Genomic DNA, 24,597 nt, shown 5'->3' on the forward strand with positions numbered 1-24,597 from the left:
TGAACTCTACCGACCGGTCGCGAGTCCGGCCGCGCTACAAATTGCCGCGGGCGTCCTGTTCGCGCTCGATGGCCTGGAACAGGGCCTTGAAATTGCCCTTGCCGAAACCGAGCGAGCCGTGCCGTTCGATGAGCTCGAAGAACACCGTCGGCCGGTCGGTGAGCGGGCGGCAGAAGATCTGCAGCAGATAGCCGTCCTCGTCGCGGTCGACCAGGATGCCGCGAGATTGCAACTCCCGCACCGGAACTCGGACCCGGCCGATCCGCGCCCGCAGCTCCGGGTCCTCGTAGTAGGCGTCCGGGGTCGGCAGGAACTCGATGCCTTCCCTGCGCAGGTTGTCCACGCAGGTGAGGATGTCGGAGGTGGCCAGCGCGATGTGCTGCACGCCCGGTCCGCGGTAGAACTCCAGGTACTCATCGATCTGCGAGCGCTTCTTGCCGACGGCGGGTTCGTTGAGCGGGAACTTCACCCGGTGGTTGCCGTTGGCCACGACCTTGCTCATCAGCGCCGAGTACTCGGTGGCGATATCGTCGCCGACGAATTCGGCCATGTTCGTGAAACCCATGACCCGGTGGTAGAACTCGACCCACTCGTCCATCCGGCCCAGTTCCACATTGCCGACGACGTGGTCGATCGCCTGGAACAGCCGGGCCGGTGCGCCGGGGCGCGGCTGGTAGGTCGAGCGCCGGGCGACATAGCCGGGCAGGTAGGGGCCGAGGTAGCCGGACCGGTCGACCAAGGTGTGCCTGGTCTCGCCATAGGTGGCCAGCGCGGCCGAGCGGACGGTGCCGAATTCGTCGCTCTCGTCGTGTGGTTCGACCAGCACGGTGGCGCCGTGGCGGCGCGCCCAGTCGATGCACCGGTCCACATCGGGCACCTCGAGGGCGATATCGACGACGCCGTCGCCGTGGCGGTCGTGATGGGCGATCAGCGGGCTGTCCGGATCGACGGCGCCCTTGACGACGAATCGCGCACCACCGCTGCGCAACACGAACGCCTTGTGGTCGCGGTTGCCGGTCTCCGGGCCCGAGTAGGCCTCCAGCCGCATGCCGAACGCCGACTCCAGGAAATGCGCGGTCTGGGTGGCGTTGCCGACCACCCACACCAGCGCGTCCCAGCCGATCACCGGGAACGGATCGATAGTCACATCGTGGTCCACCAGGCCGACCAGCGTGCGCAGCTCATCGTCGGCCGGTGCACCGGCGCGCCGGGCGTCCGGCAACTGCTCGAGAGTCATGCACCTAGGAAATCGCCGTGCGCGGCGGTAGGCAACCAGCAGGTTTTCGAGTATCCACACTGGCAGATCGGTCTAGTAAGCCGCCCCGGATGCTGAGCAGAATGACTAGCATTGAGGCATACCGCAGTGTCCGAACGGAGGCCGCCCATGTCGCGCACGCCAGCGAAACTCGACGAACTCGATCTCGCGATCCTCACCGCGATGCACGAGTACCAGAAGGCGGGGATCCTGGAGCTGTCCCGGCGCACCCGGGTCGCGCGGGCCACGGTGCAGTCGCGGATCGCGCGGATGGAGGAGGCCGGGGTGATCGCGTCCTACGATCCGCAGATCGACGTCACCGCCGCGGGTTTCCAGGTGCAGGCCTTCGTCACCCTGGAAATCGCCCAAGGCGCGCTCGACGCCGTCGCCGCCGAACTCGCGGCCATCCCCGGTGTGCTCGAGGCCTACGCGACCACCGGGTCCGGTGATGTGCTGTGCCGGATCGGCGCGGATTCGCACACCGGGCTGCAAGAGGTGCTGCTCAGCATCGACCGGACGCCGCCGGTGGTGCGTTCGCACAGCGTCATCGTGCTGTCGACGGTGGTCGAGCGGCGCACGCTGCCGTTGCTGCGCACGCTGACGCCGACCGGGACGAGTAAGGCGCCTGCCTATCGCGGCAACCGCTGACGAGGTCCTCGGTCCGCGGGCACCGGGCACCGGCTCGAGCAGGTGGTTCCGGCAGGTTCGCATCGAGCACCAGCCCATCCGCACCGAACACCGTCGCACGAACGCCGGACACCTGTCGCCGACTTCGATCCCGACTCACAGGTGTTCAGCGCCGGCCTATGGGCGCAGATCGGCGCCTACGTCGAGAAACTCGAGGTGCGGGGCGAGATCCGGTTCGAGGAAGGCCAGCAGGGCCGACGCCTCGGCCTCCACCTCGGCCTTCTCTCGCGCTGTCCAGGCGCGGTTGGGGCTGATCCGCATCCGGGCGGTGCTCTTGTCCGGGAACACCTTGTACATACCGGCCAGGAAGCCATCGACCAGGATCGGCGAGGCCTGGATCCGCGCGGTGTTCGGCAGGCCGTCCGGTGCGATGCGGGAGCGATCCTGGTGGGAGAGCAAGGCGTTGTCGTACCAGCCGAGCAGTCGGACCGGGGCAGGCAGATCGGGGTCGGCGAGTTCGGCTTCGGCCAGGTCGTAGAGGGTGCGGCCACGTTCGTCGGTATAGGTGCGTAGCCGGTCGCCCAAGTGCGCGACGGCCGATTTCATTCCGGTCAGTTTCGACCAGGTCTGCATATCCATGGTGCTGGCCGGGCCGAAGGCGCGCAGGTAGCGCAGCACCAATTCCGCGACCGGATAGGCCGGATCCAGTGGTGCGCCGAGCCAGGGCTGAACGCGCGACCACACCGGTCTGCTGTTGTCACGCCACATGCCTCGCGGCGGTGTCTGCAATACCGGCAGCTGATACAGCCAGGTCTGCACCACCGCGCCCGGATCGCGATCCGGGAACAGTTCGGCGGCTCTGCTGCGCAGCTCGGCGGTGGACATGGGCTCCTCGCCGAGCACCTCTTCCCCGCGCTCGCGCACCTCGTCCGGGTCCAATCCGACCATGGCGCCGTAATTGAACCCTTTGCGGAACGGAATCTTCTCCAGTTCCGGCTGGATCAACGGGGCGATCCGCAGGGCGTCGGGCGGGGTGACCAGGTGAATCGTGCCGCGCATCAAGGTGATCCGGACCAAGGAACGATCAAGCAGCCCGGCCGATACCGCCGCCGGATCGAAATCGGCAATCCGGCTCCACAATCCGATGAACGGCGGCATGGTGTCCTGGGCCTGCAAACCCACCAGGTGGTCGCACATGTCGGGCACCGACAGCTCGGTGCGTTCGAGCAGATGCTGGCGGGCGAGCAGGGTCCGGTTCAGGGTCCGGGCGGTCAGTTCCATGGTCCGCTCACGGTAGAGCGAGCCACCGACAGGCGCCAAGCGAACCACCCGGCCTCTCAGCGGACGGTGACGACGACCTTGCCGGTGGCCGTGCGGTTGTCCAGCGAGGCGACCGCATCGGCGGCTCGCTCCAGCGGGAACAGCACCGGCTGCGGCGCGGTGATCGCGCCCGAGGCCAGCAGCGGCTCCACCTCGGCCCACTGCTCGGCCAGGTAGCCAGGATGCGTCATCACCCATTCGCCCCATGCGGCGCCGACCACCTCGACGTTCTTGAGCAGCAGCCGGTTCACCTTCACAGTGGGAATCTCGCCGGCGGTGAAACCGACCACCAGCAGCCGGCCCGCGGAGGCCAGCGAACGGATGCTGTCGGTGAAGCGGTCGCCGCCCACCGGGTCGAGCACGATATCCACCCCGCGCCCGCCGGTCAGCTCCTTCACCGCATCCAGCCAGCCGTCGGTGAGCACCACATCGGTGGCCCCGTTGGCCCGCGCGACCTCGGCCTTCTCCTCGGTGCTCACCACCGCGATGGTCCGGCCTGCGCCGAGCGCGGCCGCCATCCGCAGCGTCGAGGTGCCGATGCCGCCGGCCGCGCCGTGCACCAGCACCGTCTCCCCCGGTGCCAGCCTGCCCCGGTTGCGCAGGCAGAAGTGCACGGTCAGATCGTTGAACAGGATGCCGGCACCGGCTTCCAGCGATACGTTGTCGGGCAGCCGGAACACCATCTCGGCAGGCACCACGGCCACCTCGGCCATGGCGTTGCCGAGCAGCGTCAACGCGATCACGCGGTCGCCCGCGCGCACATGCGCGCCCTCGGGCGCCTCACGCACCACACCGGCGATCTCGCCACCGACGACGAACGGCAGCTGCGGCTTCATCTGGTACAGCCCGCGCGTCATCAGCACATCGGGGAACGCGACCCCCGCGGCGTGCACATCGATCACCACACTGCCCGGATACGGCGTGGGCTCGGCGATGTCGACGACCTCGATGGACTCGGGTCCTTCCAGTGTGCTGACCTGGGCTGCGCGCATGTGCCGACCTCTTTCGTCTCCGCGCCGTCGTCATCGGCGACGCCGGATCCCAACATAATCGGCGCGGCCGCACCGCGCGTGCCCAACCCGGACACCGCGGTGCCCGGCCCGCCCCGCCGGCACCTCGGCAGGCCCGATCCGCTTGTGCCGAGCCCCTGTTCAGCGCCGGGACCTTTGTTAAGCTCACCCACAGTGCATCGGGAGGGAAGGGGGACGTCCGTGAGCGAGAACGAGGGCAGCACGACCATCCGCGTCGATCCGGAGGTGCTGCGCAGTTTCGCCGGGCAACTCGGCGATGAAGCAGGCAACGTCACCGGGCTCGGCACGGCCGAGGACGCGAACATCAGCGGGGCGGTCGCGGCGCTACCGGGCACCGCGTTCGGTGCCGCCGCCCAGCACGCCGTCGACGCCAGCGGCAAATGCCTACAGCGCATCAGCGAGCGGCTCACCACCGTGGCCGACAGTCTGCGCAATACCGCGGGCGCCTACGAACTCACCGAAGCCGATTTCGAGCAGAAGCTGCGCACGATCGGACTGTCGCAGTGACGCTCACCATCCCCGACGTCGAGCAGTGGAAGCCCGATCAGCTCGGCACCGCCGCCACCAACGCCGCCAACCTCGCCACCCGCCTCGACGGCCTGGCCACCTCCGGGCGCACCAGCGCCGAGACCTTGCCGTGGAGCGGTCCGGCCGGCACCGCCGCCAAGACCAGGATGGATACCGAGAAAACCAGGACCGGTGCGGTGAGCGCGGCGCTGCTGGAGCTGCAGACAGCGTTGAACGTCGAGGTCGGCAACCTCACCGAAACCAAGAACAAGGTGCTGCAACTGCGGGATACCGCGCAGACACCCAATGGCGAGATGCCCGGCTTCCAGGTCGCCGCCGACGGCACCGTCAGCGCCCAGGCGCGCATGGACTACCTGCGCAAACACGCCGACGGCAAGGCGAATGTGGAGGGTGAATGCCTGGCCGAGATGTATCTGGCCGCGGTGCATCAGTGGCATATCGCCAATGCCCTCAAGGCCGCCTCCGATGCCGCCGAGCGGGCACGGGTCGCGGTCGAGAACGCGGCCGTGAAGCTGGATCAGGCCTTCGAGACGCTGGGCGATCCGAAGCTCAACGTCGCCCCGCCCGCGGTTCCGGCGAGTACCGCGCCGGCGTCGACCTCGGCGCCGCAGAGCGATAAGCCGAGCAACAGCAGCCCGCTGATGTCGGGGTCGGGCTCCGGATCCGGTGGCGGCAGCGGAGCGGGCAGCGGCGGCGGTTCGTCCTCGGGCGGCGGCAGCTGGTCGGAGAGCGCCCTTGCCTCCGGCGGCCCGCCGAGCAAGATGCCCACCGGCGAGCAGGCCCAATGGATCCAGGAAGCCATCCGGGTGCTGCGCGAAAACGGTTACGACGTCTCCGATTCCGATGCCGCGATCATCGCCGCCATCATCGAGAAGGAATCCGGCGGCGACCCGAACGCGATCAACCTCTGGGACAGCAATGCCGCCGCGGGCATTCCGTCGAAGGGCCTGATGCAGACCATCGACCCCACCTTCAACTCCTACAAGCTGGCCGGGCACGACGACATCTGGAACCCGGTCGACAACATCATCGCCGGATCCAGGTATGCCATCGAACGCTACGGCTCACTGAGCAATGTGCCGGGCATCGTGGCCATGGGGCAGAACCAGAGTTACGTCGGCTACTAGAAGCCCGGCGCCGATCGTGCAGGAGGAAGCGGCAAGGTTGCTGGAACCCCGGTTCGCGGGCAGGCGGTGCGCCCCGACCCGGCGGCTCGACGCGAGGGTGTGACGCACGCCCCGTAAAGTCTTCTCACAAGAAGCACCGCATGAGAACGCGGCACACCGTGCAGCGCGAGGAGCACAAGTGTCACTCGATCAGCCACTCGCCCCGCTTCCCCAGGAGGGCATGGGCTTTGCCTCGGCGTGGCCCGTCCGAGCCGGCGATGTGGATCCCTACAACCGTCTGCGATTCGACGGCGTCGCCCGCTATCTCCAGGACATCGCCTGGGAGCAGCTGCAGCAGACGCTGCTGGAGCGAACCGATCCGAACTGGATCGTCCGGCGCACCGTCATCGACGTCGTCCGGCCGATCATGTGGCCGGATCAGGTCCGGCTGGAGCGCTGGTGCTCGGCCATGTCGACCCGCTGGACGAATATGCGGGTCCGGATCACCAGCGATAACGGCGGTCTCATCGAGACCGAGGGATTCTGGATCAATATCAGCGAGTCCAACAACCGCCCGGCCCGGATCAGCGATGAGGGCCTGGCCTACCTGGCGCAGACCGCGCAGGAACACCGGCTGCGCTGGCGGCCCTGGCTCACCGACGCCACCCCTCCCGAATCGGACACCGACCAGCCGTTCCCGGTCCGCGCCACCGATATCGACCAGTACAACCACGTCAACAACGCCTGCTACTGGCAGGCGGTCGAGCAGTTCCTGGTCGACTATCCGAAGCTGGTGGCGGGCCCGCACCGCGCCGTCATCGAATACGTCGCGCCGGTGCTCGCGCGCGAGCACATCACCGTCCGCAGCCGCTACGAGCCCGGTGACGGCGCGGGGGCGCCCACGCTGCGACTGTGGTTCGTCGTCGGCGGCACCACGACGACGATCGTGCGTGTCATGCCGCTGCCCGGCTGATCGAACGGCACCGGCCGCGGGCGCCGCTCGGCGTTCACCGCGGCCGGGCCCGGATTCGCTCAGCTGTTGGCGGCCTTGAGCAGGTCGGGGCGGCTGGTGAATTTGACCCGCGGACGCCCGGCGGATTTGCCCGCGGTGCGCTCGGCCTGGTCGATGGCCCGCCAGCCGTCGCGGTCGACCAGATCCGGCTGACGCTGCTGGACCAGGGCCCGCAGCGCGGCCCGGTCGGCGCGCGGGGTGGCGAGCTTGCCCGCGATGAAATCGGCGATCAGGCCCTCGACGGTCTCCTCGGCGTCGACCCGGTTGGAGCCGATCACACCGCGCGGCCCGCGCTTGATCCAGCCGCTGACGTACACCCCAGGCACCGGTGTGCCGTCCTCGCCGATGACCCGGCCGTGCTCATTGGGCACCACCGCGCGCCGCTCGTCGAACGGCAGGCCGGCGACGGGTTCGCCGCGGTATCCGATGGACCGCAGCACCAGCGAGGCAGGCAGGCTGCCGGTGCGCTCGGTCGGTCGGGCCACCAACTGCTCACCCTCACTGAGCAATTCGTTGTGCACGTACTCCAGCGATTCCACCCGGTCGGTGCCGGTCAGCCCGGTGGGCGAGGCCAGGTAGCGGAAGACGATCCGTTTGTTGGCCGGATCGCTGGAAGCGGCTGCGTACTCCTTGGCAAGGGTGTATTTCAGCGCCAGCGACGGCTCTACGTCGGGATCGTCGAGGATGGCCTGGCTGGCCGGATCCAGCTCCAGCTCGGCCGGATCGATGACGACGTCGACGCCCTTCAGGTGCGCCAGCGCCATGAACTCCGGCGAGGAGTAGGCGGCCTGCAGCGGGCCGCGCCTGCCGAGCACGACGACCTCACGGATATTGCTGCGGCGCAGCGCGTCGAGGGCGTGATCGGCGATATCGGTCTTGGCGAGCTCGTCCGGGTCGACGGTGAGCACTCTGGCCACATCGAGGGCGACATTGCCGTTGCCGACGATGATCGCCCGCTCGCCGGACAGATCGAACTCCCGGTCGGCATAGTCGGGATGGCCGTTGTACCAGGCCACGAACTCGGTCGCGGAGTGGCTGCCGGGCAGGTCCTCACCGGGGACGTCCATGTGCCGGTCCGAGGACGCGCCGACGGCGTACACCACGGCATGGTGATGTTCGAGCAGCTCCTCGTGGGTGATGTGCTCGCCGACCTCGACGTTCAGATAGAACTGCAGCGTGTCGCGGCGGAACGCGGACTGGAACATATTCGACACGCCCTTGGTGCCCGGGTGGTCCGGCGCAACGCCCGCGCGCACCAGGCCCCACGGTGTGGGCAGCCGGTCGAACATCTCCACCTCGACGTCGGAGCGGCGCAGGAGTTCGTCGGCGGCGTAGCAGGCGGCGGGGCCGGCACCGACGACGGCGACCCGTAGCGTGCCGAGTTCCTTCGGTGGTCTGATGGGTGCGGCGATCGGATCGAAGTTCGTCTCCAGCGGATGCCGTTGGAAGTAGGCGGCATTGATATCGCGGAATCGGGCCAGCGATGCGGTCAGGTCGTCTTCGGAGAAGATGGCCTCCACCGGGCACGCGTCGACACAGGCTCCGCAGTCGATGCAGGTGTCGGGGTCGATGTAGAGCATCTCGGTCGTCGCGAACTCCGGCTGGTCCGGGGTGGGTCGGATGCAGTCGACCGGGCACTCGGAAACGCAGCTGGCGTCATTGCAACAACGCTGCGTGATTACGTAGGCCATATTGTGCAGATCCTCGAAAACTGGGCGTGGGCTATGACCACCCCGGGTGTGGGTGGCGCAGCGTCACGGTGTGCGGATCACGGGGTGACCGGAGGGCCGTCGTGCTGTGACGCCGCTTTCAGTTTGCCTCGAGTGTGGCAGGGGTCTCCGCACCGGAGGGCTTACGGTAGTGCCATGGTGCGGACTCTGATCCTCATGCGGCACGGTAAATCGGCTTATCCGGACGGCGTCGAGGACCACGAACGCCCGCTCGCACCCCGTGGGCAGCGGGAGGCGGGACTGGCCGGGCAGTGGCTGCGTGAGACCCAGCCGCCCATCGACGCCGTGCGCTGTTCGACCGCCACCCGCACCCGCGAAACACTCGCCGCGACCGGCGTCACGGCGCCGGTGGTCTACGAGCGCGGCATCTACGAGGCCTCGCCGCAGACCCTGATCGAGCTGGTCCAGCTCAGCGATGACGACGTCGCCACCCTGCTGGTGATCGGCCACGCACCCGGCATGCCGTGGACGGCGTGGGAGCTGGCGGGCAACCGCGACAGCGAGCCGGCGATCGAACTCAGCCGCAAGTTCCCCACCTCGGCACTGGCTGTACTCCAGTTCGACCGGCCGTGGTCACAGGTGGATCCGGGGACCGGTGAACTGGTGAGCTTCCACGTGGCGCGCTGAATACGTAGAGGCCCCTTGCCGAACCCGGCCGTCAGCGCAGTAGCTTGCCGCCGAAGACCACACCGGCCCCGAGCAGCACCAGCAGCACGAAGGCCGCGAACCCGCCGAACAACCACCACACCACACCGAGCGCGAGCGCGAACGGCGCGACGGCGATGGCGGTGATCACCGGGCTTTCCTTGACCGTGGCCCAGGCCGAACGAGCCCGGACGCGGTCGATTTCCTTACCTGGCATGGCTCCAGGGTAGGCCGGAACCGGCAAACCTGTCGGTGCTCGATGCGATGCTCGTCACATGGATTGGAAAATCGAACTCGTGGCCATCCCGGTGACCGACGTCGACCGCGCCAAGGATTTCTACACCAAGATCGGTTTCAACGCCGATCACGATCACTCGCCCAGCGACGACATCCGTTTCGTGCAGCTCACCCCGCCCGGTTCCGGCTGTTCGATCTGCATCGGACGCGGCATCACCGAGGCGGCGCCCGGCAGTGTCGAGGGCATGCAGATGGTGGTGGACAGCGCCGAGAAGGCGTATCAGCAGCTGCGCGCGGCCGGTGTGGAGGCCACGCCGGTGCAGGATCTCGGCTGGGGCCTGTTCACCTTCTTCGCCGACCCGGACGGCAACAAGTGGGCCGTGCAGGAACTGCCGGATTACGCGGCCGGTTCGCCCAGCTGAGCGGATAGCCGCCGGGTCCCTCGCATTTCGTGTTTGCTTGGAGTGCACTCCAGGTGACTAACGTCGTCGGCGTTCGGCGAGAGGGGCAGTCAGGTGAGCGAAACCGCACGTCAGGGTGTCGACAGCAGCGAGAGGGAGCGGCCGCGCTATTCGATCGGCGAAGTGGCCGAGCGATGCGGCTTGAGCCGGGACACGCTGCGCTGGTACGAGCGCATCGGGCTGATGGATTACATCGGCCGCGATCACACCGGCAAGCGTCGTTTCAGCGACCGTGACCTGGACTGGCTGGAGCTGATCGGCCGTCTGCGCACCACCGGCATGTCGGTGGCGGACATGGTCCGGTACGCGGAACTCGTGCGTGCCGGCGATGCCACGCTGCCCCAGCGCCTGGAGATGTTCCGGGCCACCCGCGCGGACACCTTGGTCAAGATCGCCGAACTGCAACGGACCGTCGCCGTACTCGACTACAAGATCGAGCTCTACGAGGGAAAGTCGACGACGGTCCGCCCGATCAGGTCAATCCATTGCGAAGGGACAACCGATGAATGACGCATCGCGCAGCGAGTCCGTGCGGGTCGGCGGCGAGGCGGCGGGCGAGCCGAGCGGCACCGGCACGATGGCGACGACGGCTCTCGGTACCAGTGGCATCGAGGTCGGCGTCCAGGGCCTCGGCTGCATGGGGATGAGCGAGTTCTATGGCGCCACCGATCTCGCCGAGGCCCGCGCGACGCTGGACCGCGCGCTGGAACTGGGCGTTACCCTGTTCGACACCGCCGACGTCTACGGCGCCGGCCACAACGAGGAGTTCCTGAGCGATTTCCTCCGGGCCAACCGCGAGCAGGTGGTGCTCGCCACCAAATTCGGCATTGTCCGCAAGGCCGACGACCCCGCCTACCGAGGTTTCGACAACTCCCCCGAATACATTCGCGCCTCGGTCGATGCCAGCCTGCGCCGGCTCGGCATCGAGGTGATCGACCTGTACTACATGCACCGGCGCGATCCCGAGGTCCCGATCGACGACACAGTGGGCGCCATGGCCGAATTGGTCCGGGCGGGCAAGGTGCGGGCGCTGGGGCTCTCGGAGGTCACCGGGGCGGAATTGAAGGCCGCCACCGCGGTGCATCCGATCGCCGCCGTGCAATCGGAGTGGTCGCTGTTCTCCCGTGACGTGGAGAAGACCGCCGTGCCCGCCGCCGCCGAACTCGGGGTCGCGTTCGTGCCGTACTCCCCGCTCGGCCGCGGTTTCCTGACCGGATCGTTCAGCACCGCGAACGAACTCGGCGCCGGCGATTTCCGCACCAGGATGCCCCGCTTCACCGGCGACAACGCCGCGCGCAACGCGGCACTGCTGGCACCGGTGCGTGCCATCGCCGAGGCTCGCGGGGTGAGCGCCGCCCAGGTGGCGCTGGCCTGGGTGCATTCCAGGGCCCGAGCCCACGGGCTCGCGGTGGTGCCGATTCCGGGCACCCGCAAGCGCTCCCGGCTGGAAGAGAACGTCGCGGCCGCCGGGCTGGTGTTGTCCGCCGACGAGCTGGCGGCCCTGGAACCGATCGCCGGCCAGGTGGCCGGTGACAGGTACGCGGACATGTCGTTCACCTCCGCCGGTCGCGAGTAGCCGTCTCCGCTCGGACCGTGGTCCGTTTGTCCTCGGGTCCACGCGCGCACCGCGGCGGCGAAGGCTAGCATCCGACCATGGAGCCCGACGCCGCCCCGGAACGCGTGTGGATCGACCGGCAGACGCCCAGCGCGTACCGCGCGCTGGTCCAGCTCGCGACAACAGTGCGCGCCGCGGGCGCCGACGCCGGACTCGACCGCCGCCTGCTCGAACTGGTGAACGTGCGGATATCCCAGATCAACGGCTGTGCGAGCTGCCTGGATCTGCATCATCGGGCCGCGCTCTCCGCCGGCGCGACCGCGCAGGAACTGGCCATGCTGCCGTCCTGGCGGCGCGGCGACTTCTTCGGCCCCGCCGAACGCGCGGCCCTCGGACTGGCCGAAGCCACGGCGACGCTTGCCGATGAGTCGAGCATCGATCGTGAGTACGCTGGCGCTCGTCGGCAATTCTCGGAAGACCAGCTCGCGGTCATCATCTGGGCCGCAACCACGATCAGCGCGTTCAACCGCGTGTCGATCCTGAGCAAACACCCGGTGCGCGAGAGGAGATACGGAGCATGACCGATTCGACGGTGGCGACCGAGGTCGTCCACAACAAGGACAAGAACCGCTACGAGATCTGGTACGGCGGCGAACTCGCAGGCTTCACCGAGTACGAGGAACGCGGCGATCAGATCGTGTTCATCCACACCGAGATCGACGAGGCGTTCGGTGGCAAGGGCCTCGGCACGGTGCTCGCGCATGAGGCGGTCGAGGACGTGATCGTGCGCGGACGCGTGATCCGCCCGGTGTGCCCGTTCATCAAGGCCTACCTCGATAAACATTCCGAGTACGACGCGCACGTGATCGGCAAGGGCATCAGCCGATGAGCGACCTGGACCCGCATCCGGACGAGGCGCTGTGCGAGCCCTCGCCCGGGCCGGGTCCGGTGGTCGAGGAGTATCCCGCGCGTGAGGTGCCGCTCGGTGGTGTGCGTGGGGTGTTCGTCAAGCGGGTGCTGCCGCAGCGTGATCTGCCCACCGTCGGCGCCTGGTGCTTCCTGGATCATTTCGGCTCGCCCACCGTCACCAAGACCGGGGCGCCGCCGGATATCGATCCGCATCCGCATATCGGGTTGCAGACGGTGACGTGGCCGTTCGAAGGCGAGATCCGCCATCGCGATTCGGTCGGCTCGGATGTGCGGATCGAGCCGGGACAGCTGAATCTGATGACCTCCGGCCGCGGCATCGCGCATTCGGAGTACGGCGTCGCGGGCGCGCCCGCCGGACACGGCCTGCAATTGTGGATCGCGCTGCCCAGCGCGGCCGCCGGGATCGAACCGCATTTCGAGCAGCACCGTGAGCTGCCGGTCTACGAGGTCGCGGGCCTGCGCGCGACGGTCCTGCTCGGCACACTGGCCGGAGTTACGTCGCCCGCGATCATCTACACACCGCTGGTCGGTGCCGATGCCCGCCTCGATGCGGGGGCACGGGTCACGCTGCCGGTCGAGCCGAGTTTCGAGTACGCCGTGCTGGTGCTCGAGGGCGAGTTGACCGTCGCGGGCACCGAAATCGGCCCCGGCCCACTGCTGTACCTGGGTACCGAGCGCGAAGAACTCACCTTGACCAGCAACGGCGGCGCACATTTCGCGCTGATCGGCGGTGAACCCTTCGGCGAAGATCTGGTGATGTGGTGGAACTTCGTCGGCCGCAGCCATGAGGAGATCATCGCCGCCCGCGAGGATTGGGAGAACCACAACGTCGAGCGGTTCGGCGATATCGCGGGACATCCACCGCAGCAACGGATTCCGGCTCCGCCGCTGCCCGGCCTCCGGCTCAGACCACGCAAGCGGCGCTTCGGCGGCCATTGACAGCAGACGACCCGGCACCGCCGTCGCGGGCCGGGTCGCCGGTACTGCTGGTGTTCAGGCCGATTCGGCCAGCAGGGCATCGAGAGCACGGTAGCTGTCGTTGAGTCCGGACTCCATGCCCGACTGGAGCATGCCGTCCCGCTCGGCCTTGGTGTGGAACTGGCTGTCGGTGACCACCTTGGTGCGGCCGTCGCCGAGATCGACGAACGTCGTGGCGTCGATGGCGACGTGCGCGGGCATGCCGTCCCATTCGAAGGACTGCACGATGCTCTCCTTCGGGGTGATCTCCCGGAAACGCCCCTCGAAGCCGTGCGATTCACCATCGGCGTGTTCGACGAAGCGCCAGTGCCCGCCCTTGCGGAACTCCCAGCGTTCGACATCGAGCTGATTGCCGCGACCCCACCAGCGCGACAGCTGCTCAATCCGGCTGTAGGCGTCCCAGACGCGATCCACCGGGGCGTTGAACACCCGCTCGACATGGATCTCGGTGTCCGAGGTCGTGGAGATGACGGCGTCGTTCGTGGTCGTGTTCATCGGTTGTGCTCCGTTTCCGTAGTTTCGATTCCGGTTGTTTCGAGGAATTCACCGAGACGGTCCATCCGGGCCTCCACCATCCGCCGATAGCCCTGCATCCAGGCCACCTCACGGTCGAAGACGTTCTCGCCGAGCCGGCAGTACCGCACCCGGCCACGCTTCTCCGTGACCACCATCCCCGCCTGTTCGAGCAGGTGGATGTGCTTCTTGATGCCGGTGAGGGTCATCGCGAAGCGCTCCGCCAGCTCGCTGACGGTGGCGGGGCCACGTCCGAGGTGCTCGAGGATGCCCCGTCGGGTGGGGTCCGCGAGCGCTCCGAAGGAGGCGTCTAGGAAGTCATACTGAACCATCTAGTTCAGTGTTGCTGATCGATTCCGCCGGTGTCAATACCCGAGCGCGAAGTCCCGATGCGGGCCCGGTTTGTGCGGCGCCACGAAAGCGGGCCGCAGCGTCGCGTTCGGTTCCTGTTCACCGCGCGGTCCCGGTATGGTCTTCGCAACTCGAACCGGACATTTCGCCGATGGCGCCAGCACCCTAGGACACGATGAGGCTCACCAGGATCACCGCGACGGCACTGCTCACGCTGGCGGCCACCGGCATCACCGCCGGTCTGGCACCGGCCACCCCCGGGCCCGACCGGGCAGCTCTCGATCTGTCCGGAACGGTCCAGCAGATCGATTACCGCGTCACCGCCGACGAGGACCGGCGCACTGCCGTGACCACGATCGAAGGTGGACGTTTCGAACTCGTCGAAGACGGTCGCGTCGTCGCCCTCACCGACCGCACCGGACACGTCGTCGCCGCCTTCCCCATGGCCGTCCACCTCGGCGACAAGCAGGTCGAGCTGACCCCGCTGATCGAGAACGACGGCACCAGCCTCACCCTCGCACCGGCCACCTCGGAAACCGCGCCGACGCCGCTGCGCGACATCAACGCCGAGGAACGTTTCTTCGCCGAGGTCGAACGCCACAAACCGGCCATCATCACCGGCGCGATCATCGGCGGGGCCATCGGCTTCGTCCTGGGCCTGCCGCTCGGCTTGTTCGTCCTCGATTTCATCACCGTCCCCGTCGGCACCGTGGTCGGCGCGGCCATCGGCGCGTTCGCCGGGCTCGCCCACTCGGGCGGCCAGCCCGCCATCGACGCCGCGGTCGCCTACCTGAACCGCGCCCCCTGAGTTCGCGGGCCGAAACCTACGAGCACGGCATTGCCTGTTCCCCACCCCGCCGCCGGCGGGGTGCCGCCACCATCATGTGTGGGGACAACGCCATCGCGGGAGCGCTCCCGCCCGGATTAGGGTTCCGCGAAACAGGCGACTAGGGAGCGGCTGCGTGCGGGTGTTGTTGTCGGCGAGCGGAACACGCGGGGATATCGAACCCGCCCTCGGGCTCGCGCTCGGGTTGCGGGCACTCGGCGCGGAGGTGTGCCTGTGTGCGCCGCCGAATTTCGACACCCGCTGCGCCGAACTGGATGTGCCGTTGGTGCCGGTGGGGCCGCCGGTGCCCGGTTCACAAGGCGTGCGAGCGACCGTTGCAGAACTGCTGGGCTACGCCGAGCAGTGGCCCGCGGCGCAATTCGGCACAGTACCCGAGGCGGCCGTCGACTGCGATGCGGTGATAGCGACAGGCATCAGTGTGATCGCCGCCAGGTCGGCCGCCGAGAAACTGGGAATCCACTACCAGTACGCGAGTTATCAACCGACGAGTTTACCGTCGCCGCATCATCCGCCGATGCCACGAATGCCCGGCGATCGGCCCGCGCCGGCGGCGATCGGCAACCAATGGCAATGGGAGGTCGACGCTCTCGGCTGGAACGCACAGTACGGCAAGGCGCTGGCGGCCCATCGGGCCGCGCTCGGGCTACCGGCGGTGGACGATGTACGTGAGCACGTCATCACCGACCGTCCATGGCTGGCGGCGGATCCGGGCCTGGCGCCCTGGCCGCAATCGCCTGATCGCACCGTCGTCCAGACCGGCGCCTGGTTCGTGCCGGACCACCGCCCCCTCCCCGCCGATGTGGAGGCCTTCCTGGACGCGGGTACACCACCGGTGTACATCGGCTTCGGCAGCATGCGCCTGCGAAACAACCTCGCCCGCACTGCGATCGCGGCAGTCCGCGCGCACAACTGCCGTGCCGTTCTGTCACGCGGCTGGGCGGAGCTGGCATCGAGTGACGACCTGCCCGACTGCATCACCATCGGCGAGATCAACCATCAGGCTCTCTTCCCTCGCGTCGCCGCCGTCGTGCACCACGGTGGTGCCGGTACGACGACGGCCGCCGCCCGCGCCGGCGTGCCCCAGGTGGTCGTACCCCAGATGATGGACCAACCGTATTGGGCGGAGCGGGTTGCCGCCCTCGGGATCGGCGCGGCCTGCGACGACACCGATCCCGATCCCGCCTCGCTGGCCCGCGCCCTCGGCACGGCACTGATGCCTGCCACTCGCGAGCGCGCGAGCGCGGTGGCCGCGACGATCCGCACCGATGGCGCGATGGTGGCGGCGAGGTTGCTGATCGACGCGATCGGCTAGGCATTTCCGATCCGGAACAGCCTGCCCGGCCATGCCTGCCCGACCGGTCGCCACCGTATCGCCCCCGGGAGCACTCGGCACGAACAGTTCGGCCCCCGCACCGTGCTGGTGCGGGGGCCGAAAAGTTGTCGCCTACCTACCGGTTACCGGTAGTCGCTGAAACCGTAATCGTCCAGCGGGACCGCGGCACCGGTGGTGGTGCCGAAGCCCTCGGGGCTGTAGTAGGTGTCGTCGTAGGACGGCACCGCGTACGCCGCGGCACGGGCCTCTTCGGTGGGCTGAACCTGGATGTTGCGGTAACGGTTGATACCGGTACCGGCGGGGATCAGCTTACCGATGATCACGTTCTCCTTGAGACCGATGAGCTTGTCGGAGCGGCAGTTGATGGCCGCATCCGTCAGAACTCGGGTGGTCTCCTGGAACGACGCCGCCGACAGCCACGAATCGGTGGCCAGCGATGCCTTGGTGATACCCATCAGCACCGGGCGACCGGCCGCGGGCTCGCCACCCTCGGACACGACGCGACGGTTGGCCGCCTCGAACTCGGCGCGCTCGGTGAGCGAACCGGGCAGGAACTCGGTGGCACCGGAATCGATGATCGTCACCCGACGCAGCATCTGGCGCACGATGACCTCGATGTGCTTGTCGTGGATCGACACACCCTGCGAGCGGTAGACCTCCTGCACCTCGTGGACCAGGTGGATCTGCACCTGACGGGGGCCCATCACGCGCAGCACCTCGTGCGGATCCGCCGCGCCTTCCAGCAGCTGCTGGCCGACCTCGACGTGGTCACCGTCGGAGAGCAGACGCTCGGTGCCGTCGTCGTGCTTGAACACCCGCAGCCGCTGACGCTTCGAGAGCTTGTCGTAGACAACCTCTTCGCCACCGTCATCCGGGATGATGGTGATCTTGTAGAAGCGGTCGTCGTCCTCGAGCCGCACGCGACCCGAGACCTCGGCGATGGGCGCCTTGCCCTTCGGCACGCGCGCCTCGAACAGCTCCTGAACACGCGGCAGACCACCGGTGATGTCGTCACCGGCGACACCACCCTGGTGGAAGGTACGCATGGTCAGCTGGGTACCGGGCTCACCGATGGACTGCGCGGCGACGATACCGACGGCCTCACCGATGTCGACCAGCTTGCCGGTCGCCATGGAGCGGCCGTAGCAGGTCGCGCACACGCCGGTGCCGGTGGTGCAGGTCAGCACGGAGCGGACCTTCACCTCGGTGATGCCGGCCTCGAGCAGCGCCTCGATGGCCGGGTCGCCCAGGTCGTGACCCTTCGTGATGATGACGTTGCCGTCGGCGTCGATCGCATCCTGCGCCAACGTGCGGGCGTAGGTGGAGGTTTCGACGTGCGCATCGCGGATCAGCGTGCCGTCGGGCTGCTTCTCCGCGATCGGCACCACGATGCCGCGCTCGGTGCCACAGTCGTGCTCGCGCACGATGACGTCCTGCGAGACGTCCACCAGACGACGGGTCAGGTAACCCGAGTCGGCGGTACGCAGCGCGGTGTCGGCCAGACCCTTACGGGCACCGTGGGTGTTGATGAAGTACTCGAGAACGGTCAGGCCCTCACGGAAGGAGGACTTGATCGGCCGCGGGATGAACTCACCCTTCGGGTTCGTCACCAGACCCTTCATACCGGCGAGGGTACGAGTCTGGGTGAAGTTACCCGTTGCACCCGAATCGACGATCGTGATGATCGGGTTGTCGGCCGGGTAGTGCGCGCGCAGCGCCTTACCGACCTCTTCGGTGGCCTCCTGCCAGATCTTGACCAGGGCGTTGTTGCGCTCCTGGTGATCGAGCGCACCACGCTGGTACTTCTTCTCGATCTGATCCGACTGCGCCTCGTAGCGCTCCATGATCTCGGCCTTCTCCGGCGGAACCAGAACGTCCGACATGGAGACGGTGACACCCGAACGCGTGGCCCAGTAGAAGCCGGCGTCCTTGAGCTTGTCGACGGTCTGCGCCACCACGATCATCGGGTAGCGCTCGGCGAGATCGTTGATGATCGTCGCCTGCCGCTTCTTCGGCATCTGCTCGTTGATGAACGCGTAGTCCGCGGGCAGCAGCTCGTTGAACAGCACCCGGCCCAGCGTGGTCTTGGTGGTCCACGCATCGCCGCGCCGCCAGCCGTCGGGGAACAGCTCGGCCTCGACGTCCTTGGGCGGACGCTGGTCGGTCAGCCGCACCTTGATCAGCGAACGCACGGTGAGCTCACCGCGGTCGACGGCCATCTGCGCCTCGGCGGGCGAGGAGTACACGCCCTGCTCCGGAGCATCCTTGGTGGCGGGCCGGTACTCGCCCTTGGCGCCTTCCTGCAGGCGGGTCAGGTAGTACAGACCGGTCACCATGTCCAGACGCGGCATGGCCAGCGGACGACCCGAGGCCGGCGACAGGATGTTGTTCGACGACAGCATCAGGATGCGCGCCTCGGCCTGCGCCTCCGCCGACAGCGGCAGGTGCACGGCCATCTGGTCACCGTCGAAGTCGGCGTTGAACGCCTCACAGACCAGCGGGTGCAGCTGGATGGCCTTACCTTCCACCAGCTGCGGCTCGAAGGCCTGGATACCGAGACGGTGCAGGGTGGGCGCGCGGTTGAGCAGCACCGGGTGCTCGGCGATGACCTCTTCGAGGACATCCCACACCTGCGGACGCTGCCGCTCGACCATCCGCTTGGCGGACTTGATGTTCTGCGCGTGGTTCAGATCGACCAGACGCTTCATCACGAACGGCTTGAACAGCTCGAGCGCCATCAGCTTCGGCAGACCGCACTGGTGCAGCTTGAGCTGCGGGCCGACGACGATGACCGAACGGCCCGAGTAGTCGACACGCTTACCGAGCAGGTTCTGCCGGAAACGACCCTGCTTGCCCTTGAGCAGATCGCTCAGCGACTTCAGCGGGCGGTTACCGGGACCGGTGACCGGGCGGCCGCGGCGGCCGTTGTCGAACAGCGCGTCCACGGACTCCTGCAGCATCCGCTTCTCGTTGTTGACGATGATCTCGGGGGCACCGAGGTCGATCAGTCGCTTGAGGCGGTTGTTGCGGTTGATCACGCGGCGGTACAGGTCGTTCAGGTCGGAGGTGGCGAAGCGGCCACCGTCGAGCTGAACCATCGGACGCAGCTCCGGCGGGATCACCGGAACGGCGTCGAGCACCATGCCCATGGGCGAGTTGCCGTTGGACTGGAACGCGGCGACGACCTTGAGCCGCTTGAGCGCACGCAGCTTCTTCTGGCCCTTACCGCTGCGGATCGTCTCGCGCAGCGATTCGGCCTCGGCCTCGATGTCGAAGTTCTCCATCAGCTTCTGGATGGACTCCGCGCCCATCGCGCCGGTGAAGTACTCGCCGTAGCGGTCGGTGAGCTCGCGGTAGAGCACCTCGTCCACGATCAGCTGCTTGGGGGCCAGCTTGGTGAAGGTGGTCCAGATCTCGTCGAGCCGGTCCAGCTCTCGCTGGGCACGGTCGCGGATCTGCTTCATTTCCCGCTCGCCGCCGTCCTTGACCTTGCGGCGGACGTCGGACTTGGCGCCCTCGGCCTCGAGCTCGGCGATATCGGCCTCGAGCTTCTGCGCGCGGGCCTCGAGATCGGCGTCGCGCTGATCGGCGACGGCCTTCTTCTCGACCTCCATCTCGGCCTCGAGGGTCGACAGCTCGTTGTGCCGCAGCTCCTCGTCGACGCTGGTGATGACGTAGGCGGCGAAGTAGATGATCTTTTCCAGATCCTTCGGCGCCAGGTCCAGCAGGTAACCGAGCCGCGAGGGCACACCCTTGAAGTACCAGATGTGGGTGACCGGCGCGGCCAGCTCGATGTGGCCCATCCGCTCACGACGCACCTTGGCGCGGGTGACCTCGACGCCACAGCGCTCACAGATGATGCCCTTGAAGCGGACACGCTTGTACTTACCGCAGTAGCACTCCCAGTCCCGGGTGGGACCGAAGATCTTCTCGCAGAACAAGCCATCCTTCTCCGGCTTGAGCGTGCGGTAGTTGATGGTCTCCGGCTTCTTCACCTCACCGTAGGACCACCGGCGGATGTCTTCGGCGGTGGCAAGGCCGATCCGGAGTTCATCGAAGAAGTTGACGTCTAGCACGTAACTTCCTTTCCCCTGTGCGGGTCGAATTCGAGCAAAAGTTCACTAGTGAGTCGAGCGCGGAGGGCCGGATGCCCGAGGAGGGCATCCGGCCGACCGCCTAGTTCGCCAAATCGTCGACGGTGGCCGCTTCGTTCCTGGACAGGTTGATGCCCAGGTTGGCCGCCGCCCGCTCCAGATCCTCGTCGTCGCCGTCGCGCATCTCGATCGCGGCGCCGTCGGAAGACAGCACCTCGACGTTGAGGCACAGCGACTGGAGTTCCTTGAGCAGCACCTTGAACGATTCCGGAATGCCCGGCTCCGGAATGTTCTCGCCCTTGACGATCGCCTCGTAGACCTTCACGCGGCCCACCACGTCGTCGGACTTGATGGTCAGCAGCTCCTGCAGGGTGTAGGCGGCGCCGTAGGCCTGCATGGCCCAGCACTCCATCTCACCGAAGCGCTGACCACCGAACTGCGCCTTACCACCGAGCGGCTGCTGGGTGATCATCGAGTACGGGCCGGTCGAACGGGCGTGGATCTTGTCGTCGACCAGGTGGTGCAGCTTCAGGATGTACATGTAGCCGACCGCGACCGGGTACGGGAACGGCTCGCCGGAGCGGCCGTCGAACAGGGTCGCCTTGCCGTTCTCGTCGACCATGCGGTCACCGTCACGGTTGGGCAGGGTCGAGGCGAGCAGACCGGTGAGCTCCTCCTCGCGGGCACCGTCGAACACCGGGGTGGCGATGTTCGAGTCGGCCGGCGCGGCCAGCATCTCCTCCGGCAGGGCCTTCGCCCAATCCGGACGGGTGCCGTCGCCAGCCACGTCGACATTCCAGCCCGCCTTGCCGATCCACCCGAGGTGGGTCTCCAAGATCTGGCCGATGTTCATACGACGCGGCACACCGTGGGTGTTCAGGATGATGTCGACCGGGGTGCCGTCGGGCAGGAACGGCATGTCCTCGGTGGGGAGGATCTTGCCGATGACGCCCTTGTTGCCGTGGCGGCCGGCCAGCTTGTCGCCGTCCTGGATCTTGCGCTTCTGCGCCACGTACACCCGGACCAGCTCGTTCACGCCGGGAGGCAGATCGTCGTCGTCATCGCGCGAGAAGACGCGGATGCCGATGACCTTGCCGGACTCACCGTGCGGCACCTTCAGCGAGGTGTCGCGGACCTCGCGGGCCTTCTCACCGAAGATGGCGCGCAGCAGCCGCTCCTCCGGGGTCAGCTCGGTCTCACCCTTCGGGGTGACCTTGCCGACCAGGATGTCGCCGTCGCGGACCTCGGCACCGATGCGCACGATGCCGCGCTCGTCCAGATCGGCCAGCACCTCGTCGGAGACGTTCGGGATGTCCCGGGTGATCTCCTCGGCGCCCAGCTTGGTGTCGCGGGCGTCGATCTCGTGCTCTTCGATGTGGATGGAGGTGAGGACGTCGTCCTCCACGAGGCGCTGCGACAGGATGATCGCGTCCTCGTAGTTGTGGCCCTCCCACGGCATGATCGCCACGAGCAAGTTCTTGCCCAGCGCCATCTCACCGTTCTCGGTGCAGGGACCGTCGGCGAGGACCTGGCCGGTCTCGACCCGCTGGCCCTCGTCCACGATCGGACGCTGGTTGGCGCAGGTGCCCTGGTTGGAGCGGGCGAACTTGCGCATCCGGTAGGACTTGCGGGTGCCGTCGTCGGCCATCACGGTGACGTAGTCGGCGGAGACCTCCTCGACCACACCGGCCTTCTCGTTCACCACCACGTCGCCGGCGTCGACCGCGGCGCGCAGCTCCATACCGGTACCCACCACGGGGGCCTCGGAACGGATCAGCGGCACGGCCTGACGCTGCATGTTCGCACCCATGAGGGCACGGTTGGCGTCGTCGTGCTCGAGGAACGGGATCATGGCGGTCGCCACCGACACCATCTGGCGCGGCGAGACGTCCATGTAGGTGACCTCGGTCGGGGAGACGTACTCCATCTCCTCGTTGCCCTTGCGGGCGAGGACCCGGTCTTCGAGGAAGTTGCCGTCGGCGTCGATCGGCGAGTTCGCCTGGGCGCGGACCTCGCGGTCCTCCTCGTCGGCGGTGAGGTACTTGACCTCGTCGGTGACCCGGCCGTCGACGACCTTGCGGTACGGCGTCTCGATGAAGCCGAACGGGTTGACCCGCGCGTACACCGACAGCGAACCGATCAGGCCGATGTTCGGGCCTTCCGGGGTCTCGATCGGGCACATGCGGCCGTAGTGCGAGGGGTGCACGTCACGGACTTCCAGGCCCGCGCGCTCACGGGACAGGCCACCGGGGCCCAGCGCGTTCAGGCGGCGCTTGTGGGTCAGACCCGACAGCGGGTTGTTCTGGTCCATGAACTGCGACAGCTGGGAGGTTCCGAAGAACTCCTTGATCGCGGCGACGACCGGGCGGATGTTGATCAGGGTCTGCGGCGTGATGGCCTCGACGTCCTGGGTGGTCATCCGCTCGCGGACCACGCGCTCCATGCGGGACAGGCCGACCCGGATCTGGTTCTGGATCAGCTCGCCAACGGTGCGGATACGGCGGTTGCCGAAGTGGTCGATGTCGTCGACCTCGACCGGCACCTCGGCGCCGCCGGGCGCGGTCATCGCGCGGTCACCGGCGTGCAGGCGCACCAGGTACTCGATGATGTTGACGATGTCTTCCTTCGTCAGCACCGAGCTGGTGACCGGCTCGCCCAGGTGGACGCCCAGCTTCTTGTTGATCTTGTAGCGACCGACGCGGGCCAGGTCGTAGCGCTTCTCCTTGAAGAACAGGTTCTCCAGCAGGGTCTGCGCGGACTCCTTGGTTGGCGGCTCGCCCGGACGCAGCTTGCGGTAGATGTCCAGCAGCGCCTCGTCCTGACCGGCGGTGTTGTCCTTCTCGAGGGTGGACATCATGATCTCGGAGAAGCCGAAACGCTCGACGATCTCCTCGGTGGTCAGACCGAGCGCCTTGAGCAGCACGGTGACCGGCTGGCGACGCTTGCGGTCGATGCGGACACCGACGGTGTCGCGCTTGTCGACGTCGAACTCCAGCCAGGCGCCACGGCTCGGGATGACCCGCACGCTGTGCAGATCCTTCTCGGTGCTCTTGTCGACGGTGTGGTCGAAGTAGACACCGGGCGAGCGCACCAGCTGCGAGACGACGACACGCTCGGTGCCGTTGATGATGAAGGTGCCCTTGTCGGTCATCATCGGGAAATCACCCATGAAGACCGTCTGGCTCTTGATCTCACCGGTGTTGTTGTTGATGAACTCCGCGGTGACGAACAGCGGAGCCGCGTAGGTCATGTCCTTGTCTTTGCACTCATCGATGGAGGCCTTGACCTCTTCGAAGCGCGGATCGGAGAAGGACAGAGACATCGACCCGGAGAAATCCTCGATGGGCGAGAGCTCCTCGAGCACCTCCTCGAGCCCACCGACCAGGCCGACGTCGCCGCGGGCGGCTGCCCGCTCACGCCATTCGGGCGACCCGATCAGCCAGGCGAAAGATTCCGTTTGTAGATCGAGAAGCCCGGGCACCGCAAGCGGCTCCCTGAGCTTCGCGAAAGACACCCGCAACGGGGCCCCGGGGATAGACCCCGCAACTCCCAGCTTCGAATTGGCGCTTGTCTGGGTGGAGACTGCCAAGATGCGTCCTTCCAGCACCTCACGCGCGTCGCGTGGTGGTCCGCGACCGTCGCTTGTCTGCTACGAATTCCGCTGGTTACAACCCGAACGAAACTCGAACAGGCACCAACGGAAGTAACACCGGAAGGTGGAACTTACGTGTGCAAATCGAGGTATGGACAGGAGGCAGCCAGCGCAACGTCCAAACTTACACCTACTGACACGGAGGTGTCAAAGTACCAGCCATGCGAATTTTCGCGAGGCCGACGCGCCGTGTCCGGCCACCCTGCTCCGGCCGGGTCCGATTCCGCTGGCTGCGTCGAGAACCACGGTGAGCCGAGTGTCGACTGTGACGGATTACCGCCACGGTGACAGCTGCCGCTGCTGTGAATAGCGTGACGGGTCCGGCGAGACTCGTCAAGTGGCAGCACCGGGTGGACAGTCGGCGAGATCGACTGCCCCGCTGCGCTTATCCC

At 67.4% G+C, this 24,597-nt stretch carries 22 protein-coding genes; 13 read left to right on the forward strand and 9 right to left on the reverse strand.

Going from position 1 to position 24,597, the window contains the following annotated elements:
* Positions 1–34 precede the first annotated feature (34 nt).
* The gene (gene hppD / locus GV790_RS02430; RefSeq protein ID WP_163810038.1) at positions 35–1,237 is read right to left on the reverse strand and encodes a 4-hydroxyphenylpyruvate dioxygenase; all 1,203 of its coding nucleotides are present in this window, start codon (positions 1,235–1,237) and stop codon (positions 35–37) included.
* 147 nt (positions 1,238–1,384) lie between these two features.
* Here hppD and GV790_RS02435 point away from each other — a divergent pair, with 147 nt between their 5' ends.
* Positions 1,385–1,903 (forward strand): Lrp/AsnC family transcriptional regulator, encoded by a 519-nt coding sequence (locus GV790_RS02435; protein WP_163810040.1) that lies wholly within the window; start codon positions 1,385–1,387, stop codon positions 1,901–1,903.
* 156 nt (positions 1,904–2,059) lie between these two features.
* Here the strand turns inward: GV790_RS02435 and GV790_RS02440 are convergent, their stop codons facing one another.
* Together GV790_RS02440 and GV790_RS02445 are read right to left on the reverse strand one after the other, a co-directional pair.
* Positions 2,060–3,163, reverse strand: a complete 1,104-nt coding sequence (locus tag GV790_RS02440) for a winged helix DNA-binding domain-containing protein (RefSeq protein ID WP_163810042.1) — start codon at positions 3,161–3,163, stop codon at positions 2,060–2,062.
* 56 nt (positions 3,164–3,219) lie between these two features.
* Positions 3,220–4,194, reverse strand: a complete 975-nt coding sequence (locus tag GV790_RS02445) for an NADPH:quinone oxidoreductase family protein (protein WP_163810044.1) — start codon at positions 4,192–4,194, stop codon at positions 3,220–3,222.
* A 219-nt stretch (positions 4,195–4,413) separates the two neighbouring features.
* On the opposite strand from GV790_RS02445, the gene GV790_RS02450 reads away from it, so the two are divergent.
* From GV790_RS02450 to GV790_RS02460, 3 genes are all read left to right on the forward strand, one after another.
* Positions 4,414–4,740, forward strand: a complete 327-nt coding sequence (locus GV790_RS02450; RefSeq protein WP_163810046.1) for a type VII secretion target — start codon at positions 4,414–4,416, stop codon at positions 4,738–4,740.
* Entirely contained in the window at positions 4,737–5,888 is a 1,152-nt protein-coding gene (locus GV790_RS02455; protein WP_309138972.1) for a transglycosylase SLT domain-containing protein, read from the forward strand. The genes GV790_RS02450 and GV790_RS02455 overlap by 4 nt, the downstream gene beginning before the upstream one ends.
* Positions 5,889–6,066: 178 nt before the next feature.
* Positions 6,067–6,840 carry an acyl-[acyl-carrier-protein] thioesterase gene (locus GV790_RS02460; RefSeq protein ID WP_194989247.1) on the forward strand — a complete coding sequence of 258 codons (774 nt, stop codon included), beginning with the start codon at positions 6,067–6,069 and terminating at the stop codon, positions 6,838–6,840.
* Positions 6,841–6,899: 59 nt separating this feature from the next.
* Here the strand turns inward: GV790_RS02460 and GV790_RS02465 are convergent, their stop codons facing one another.
* Entirely contained in the window at positions 6,900–8,570 is a 1,671-nt protein-coding gene (locus GV790_RS02465; RefSeq protein ID WP_163810048.1) for an FAD-dependent oxidoreductase, read from the reverse strand.
* Between the two features lie 174 nt (positions 8,571–8,744).
* Here GV790_RS02465 and GV790_RS02470 point away from each other — a divergent pair, with 174 nt between their 5' ends.
* Complete coding sequence (locus tag GV790_RS02470) at positions 8,745–9,236, forward strand: SixA phosphatase family protein (protein WP_163810051.1); 492 nt, start codon at positions 8,745–8,747, stop codon at positions 9,234–9,236.
* Positions 9,237–9,267: 31 nt separating this feature from the next.
* Here GV790_RS02470 and GV790_RS02475 read toward each other — a convergent pair whose 3' ends face one another.
* Positions 9,268–9,471, reverse strand: a complete 204-nt coding sequence (locus tag GV790_RS02475) for a hypothetical protein (protein ID WP_036540424.1) — start codon at positions 9,469–9,471, stop codon at positions 9,268–9,270.
* A gap of 58 nt (positions 9,472–9,529) precedes the next feature.
* On the opposite strand from GV790_RS02475, the gene GV790_RS02480 reads away from it, so the two are divergent.
* The 6 genes from GV790_RS02480 to GV790_RS02505 all read left to right on the forward strand — a co-directional run bounded on the left by GV790_RS02480 (position 9,530) and on the right by GV790_RS02505 (position 13,376).
* Positions 9,530–9,913 (forward strand): VOC family protein, encoded by a 384-nt coding sequence (locus GV790_RS02480; protein WP_163810052.1) that lies wholly within the window; start codon positions 9,530–9,532, stop codon positions 9,911–9,913.
* A 93-nt stretch (positions 9,914–10,006) separates the two neighbouring features.
* Positions 10,007–10,462, forward strand: coding sequence for a MerR family transcriptional regulator (locus GV790_RS02485; RefSeq protein WP_163810054.1), 456 nt, complete (start codon positions 10,007–10,009; stop codon positions 10,460–10,462).
* Positions 10,455–11,528 carry an aldo/keto reductase gene (locus GV790_RS02490; protein WP_163810055.1) on the forward strand — a complete coding sequence of 358 codons (1,074 nt, stop codon included), beginning with the start codon at positions 10,455–10,457 and terminating at the stop codon, positions 11,526–11,528. Before GV790_RS02485 ends, GV790_RS02490 begins: the two co-directional genes overlap by 8 nt.
* A 77-nt stretch (positions 11,529–11,605) precedes the next feature.
* Positions 11,606–12,088 (forward strand): carboxymuconolactone decarboxylase family protein, encoded by a 483-nt coding sequence (locus tag GV790_RS02495; RefSeq protein ID WP_163810058.1) that lies wholly within the window; start codon positions 11,606–11,608, stop codon positions 12,086–12,088.
* Positions 12,085–12,396 (forward strand): GNAT family N-acetyltransferase, encoded by a 312-nt coding sequence (locus GV790_RS02500; protein WP_163810060.1) that lies wholly within the window; start codon positions 12,085–12,087, stop codon positions 12,394–12,396. The genes GV790_RS02495 and GV790_RS02500 overlap by 4 nt, the downstream gene beginning before the upstream one ends.
* Positions 12,393–13,376: a pirin family protein gene (locus tag GV790_RS02505; protein WP_163810062.1), complete on the forward strand. Its 984-nt coding sequence runs from the start codon at positions 12,393–12,395 to the stop codon at positions 13,374–13,376. Before GV790_RS02500 ends, GV790_RS02505 begins: the two co-directional genes overlap by 4 nt.
* Before the next feature lie 54 nt (positions 13,377–13,430).
* Here the strand turns inward: GV790_RS02505 and GV790_RS02510 are convergent, their stop codons facing one another.
* Positions 13,431–13,910: an SRPBCC family protein gene (locus GV790_RS02510; protein ID WP_163810064.1), complete on the reverse strand. Its 480-nt coding sequence runs from the start codon at positions 13,908–13,910 to the stop codon at positions 13,431–13,433.
* Positions 13,907–14,260, reverse strand: coding sequence for an ArsR/SmtB family transcription factor (locus tag GV790_RS02515; protein WP_163810066.1), 354 nt, complete (start codon positions 14,258–14,260; stop codon positions 13,907–13,909). The genes GV790_RS02510 and GV790_RS02515 overlap by 4 nt, the downstream gene beginning before the upstream one ends.
* 194 nt (positions 14,261–14,454) lie before the next feature.
* Here GV790_RS02515 and GV790_RS02520 point away from each other — a divergent pair, with 194 nt between their 5' ends.
* Together GV790_RS02520 and GV790_RS02525 are read left to right on the forward strand one after the other, a co-directional pair.
* The gene (locus GV790_RS02520; RefSeq protein ID WP_163810068.1) at positions 14,455–15,087 is read left to right on the forward strand and encodes a DUF418 domain-containing protein; all 633 of its coding nucleotides are present in this window, start codon (positions 14,455–14,457) and stop codon (positions 15,085–15,087) included.
* A gap of 154 nt (positions 15,088–15,241) precedes the next feature.
* Positions 15,242–16,438: a glycosyltransferase gene (locus GV790_RS02525; RefSeq protein ID WP_163810071.1), complete on the forward strand. Its 1,197-nt coding sequence runs from the start codon at positions 15,242–15,244 to the stop codon at positions 16,436–16,438.
* A 143-nt stretch (positions 16,439–16,581) separates the two neighbouring features.
* Here the strand turns inward: GV790_RS02525 and GV790_RS02530 are convergent, their stop codons facing one another.
* Together GV790_RS02530 and rpoB are read right to left on the reverse strand one after the other, a co-directional pair.
* Positions 16,582–20,535, reverse strand: coding sequence for a DNA-directed RNA polymerase subunit beta' (locus GV790_RS02530; protein WP_163810072.1), 3,954 nt, complete (start codon positions 20,533–20,535; stop codon positions 16,582–16,584).
* A 100-nt stretch (positions 20,536–20,635) separates the two neighbouring features.
* Complete coding sequence (gene rpoB, locus GV790_RS02535) at positions 20,636–24,160, reverse strand: DNA-directed RNA polymerase subunit beta (protein ID WP_375139361.1); 3,525 nt, start codon at positions 24,158–24,160, stop codon at positions 20,636–20,638.
* Between the last annotated feature and the right edge of the window lie 437 nt (positions 24,161–24,597).

It is taken from the genome of Nocardia cyriacigeorgica, assembly GCF_010858045.1.
GTDB classification, from domain to species: Bacteria; Actinomycetota; Actinomycetes; order Mycobacteriales; family Mycobacteriaceae; genus Nocardia; species Nocardia cyriacigeorgica_E.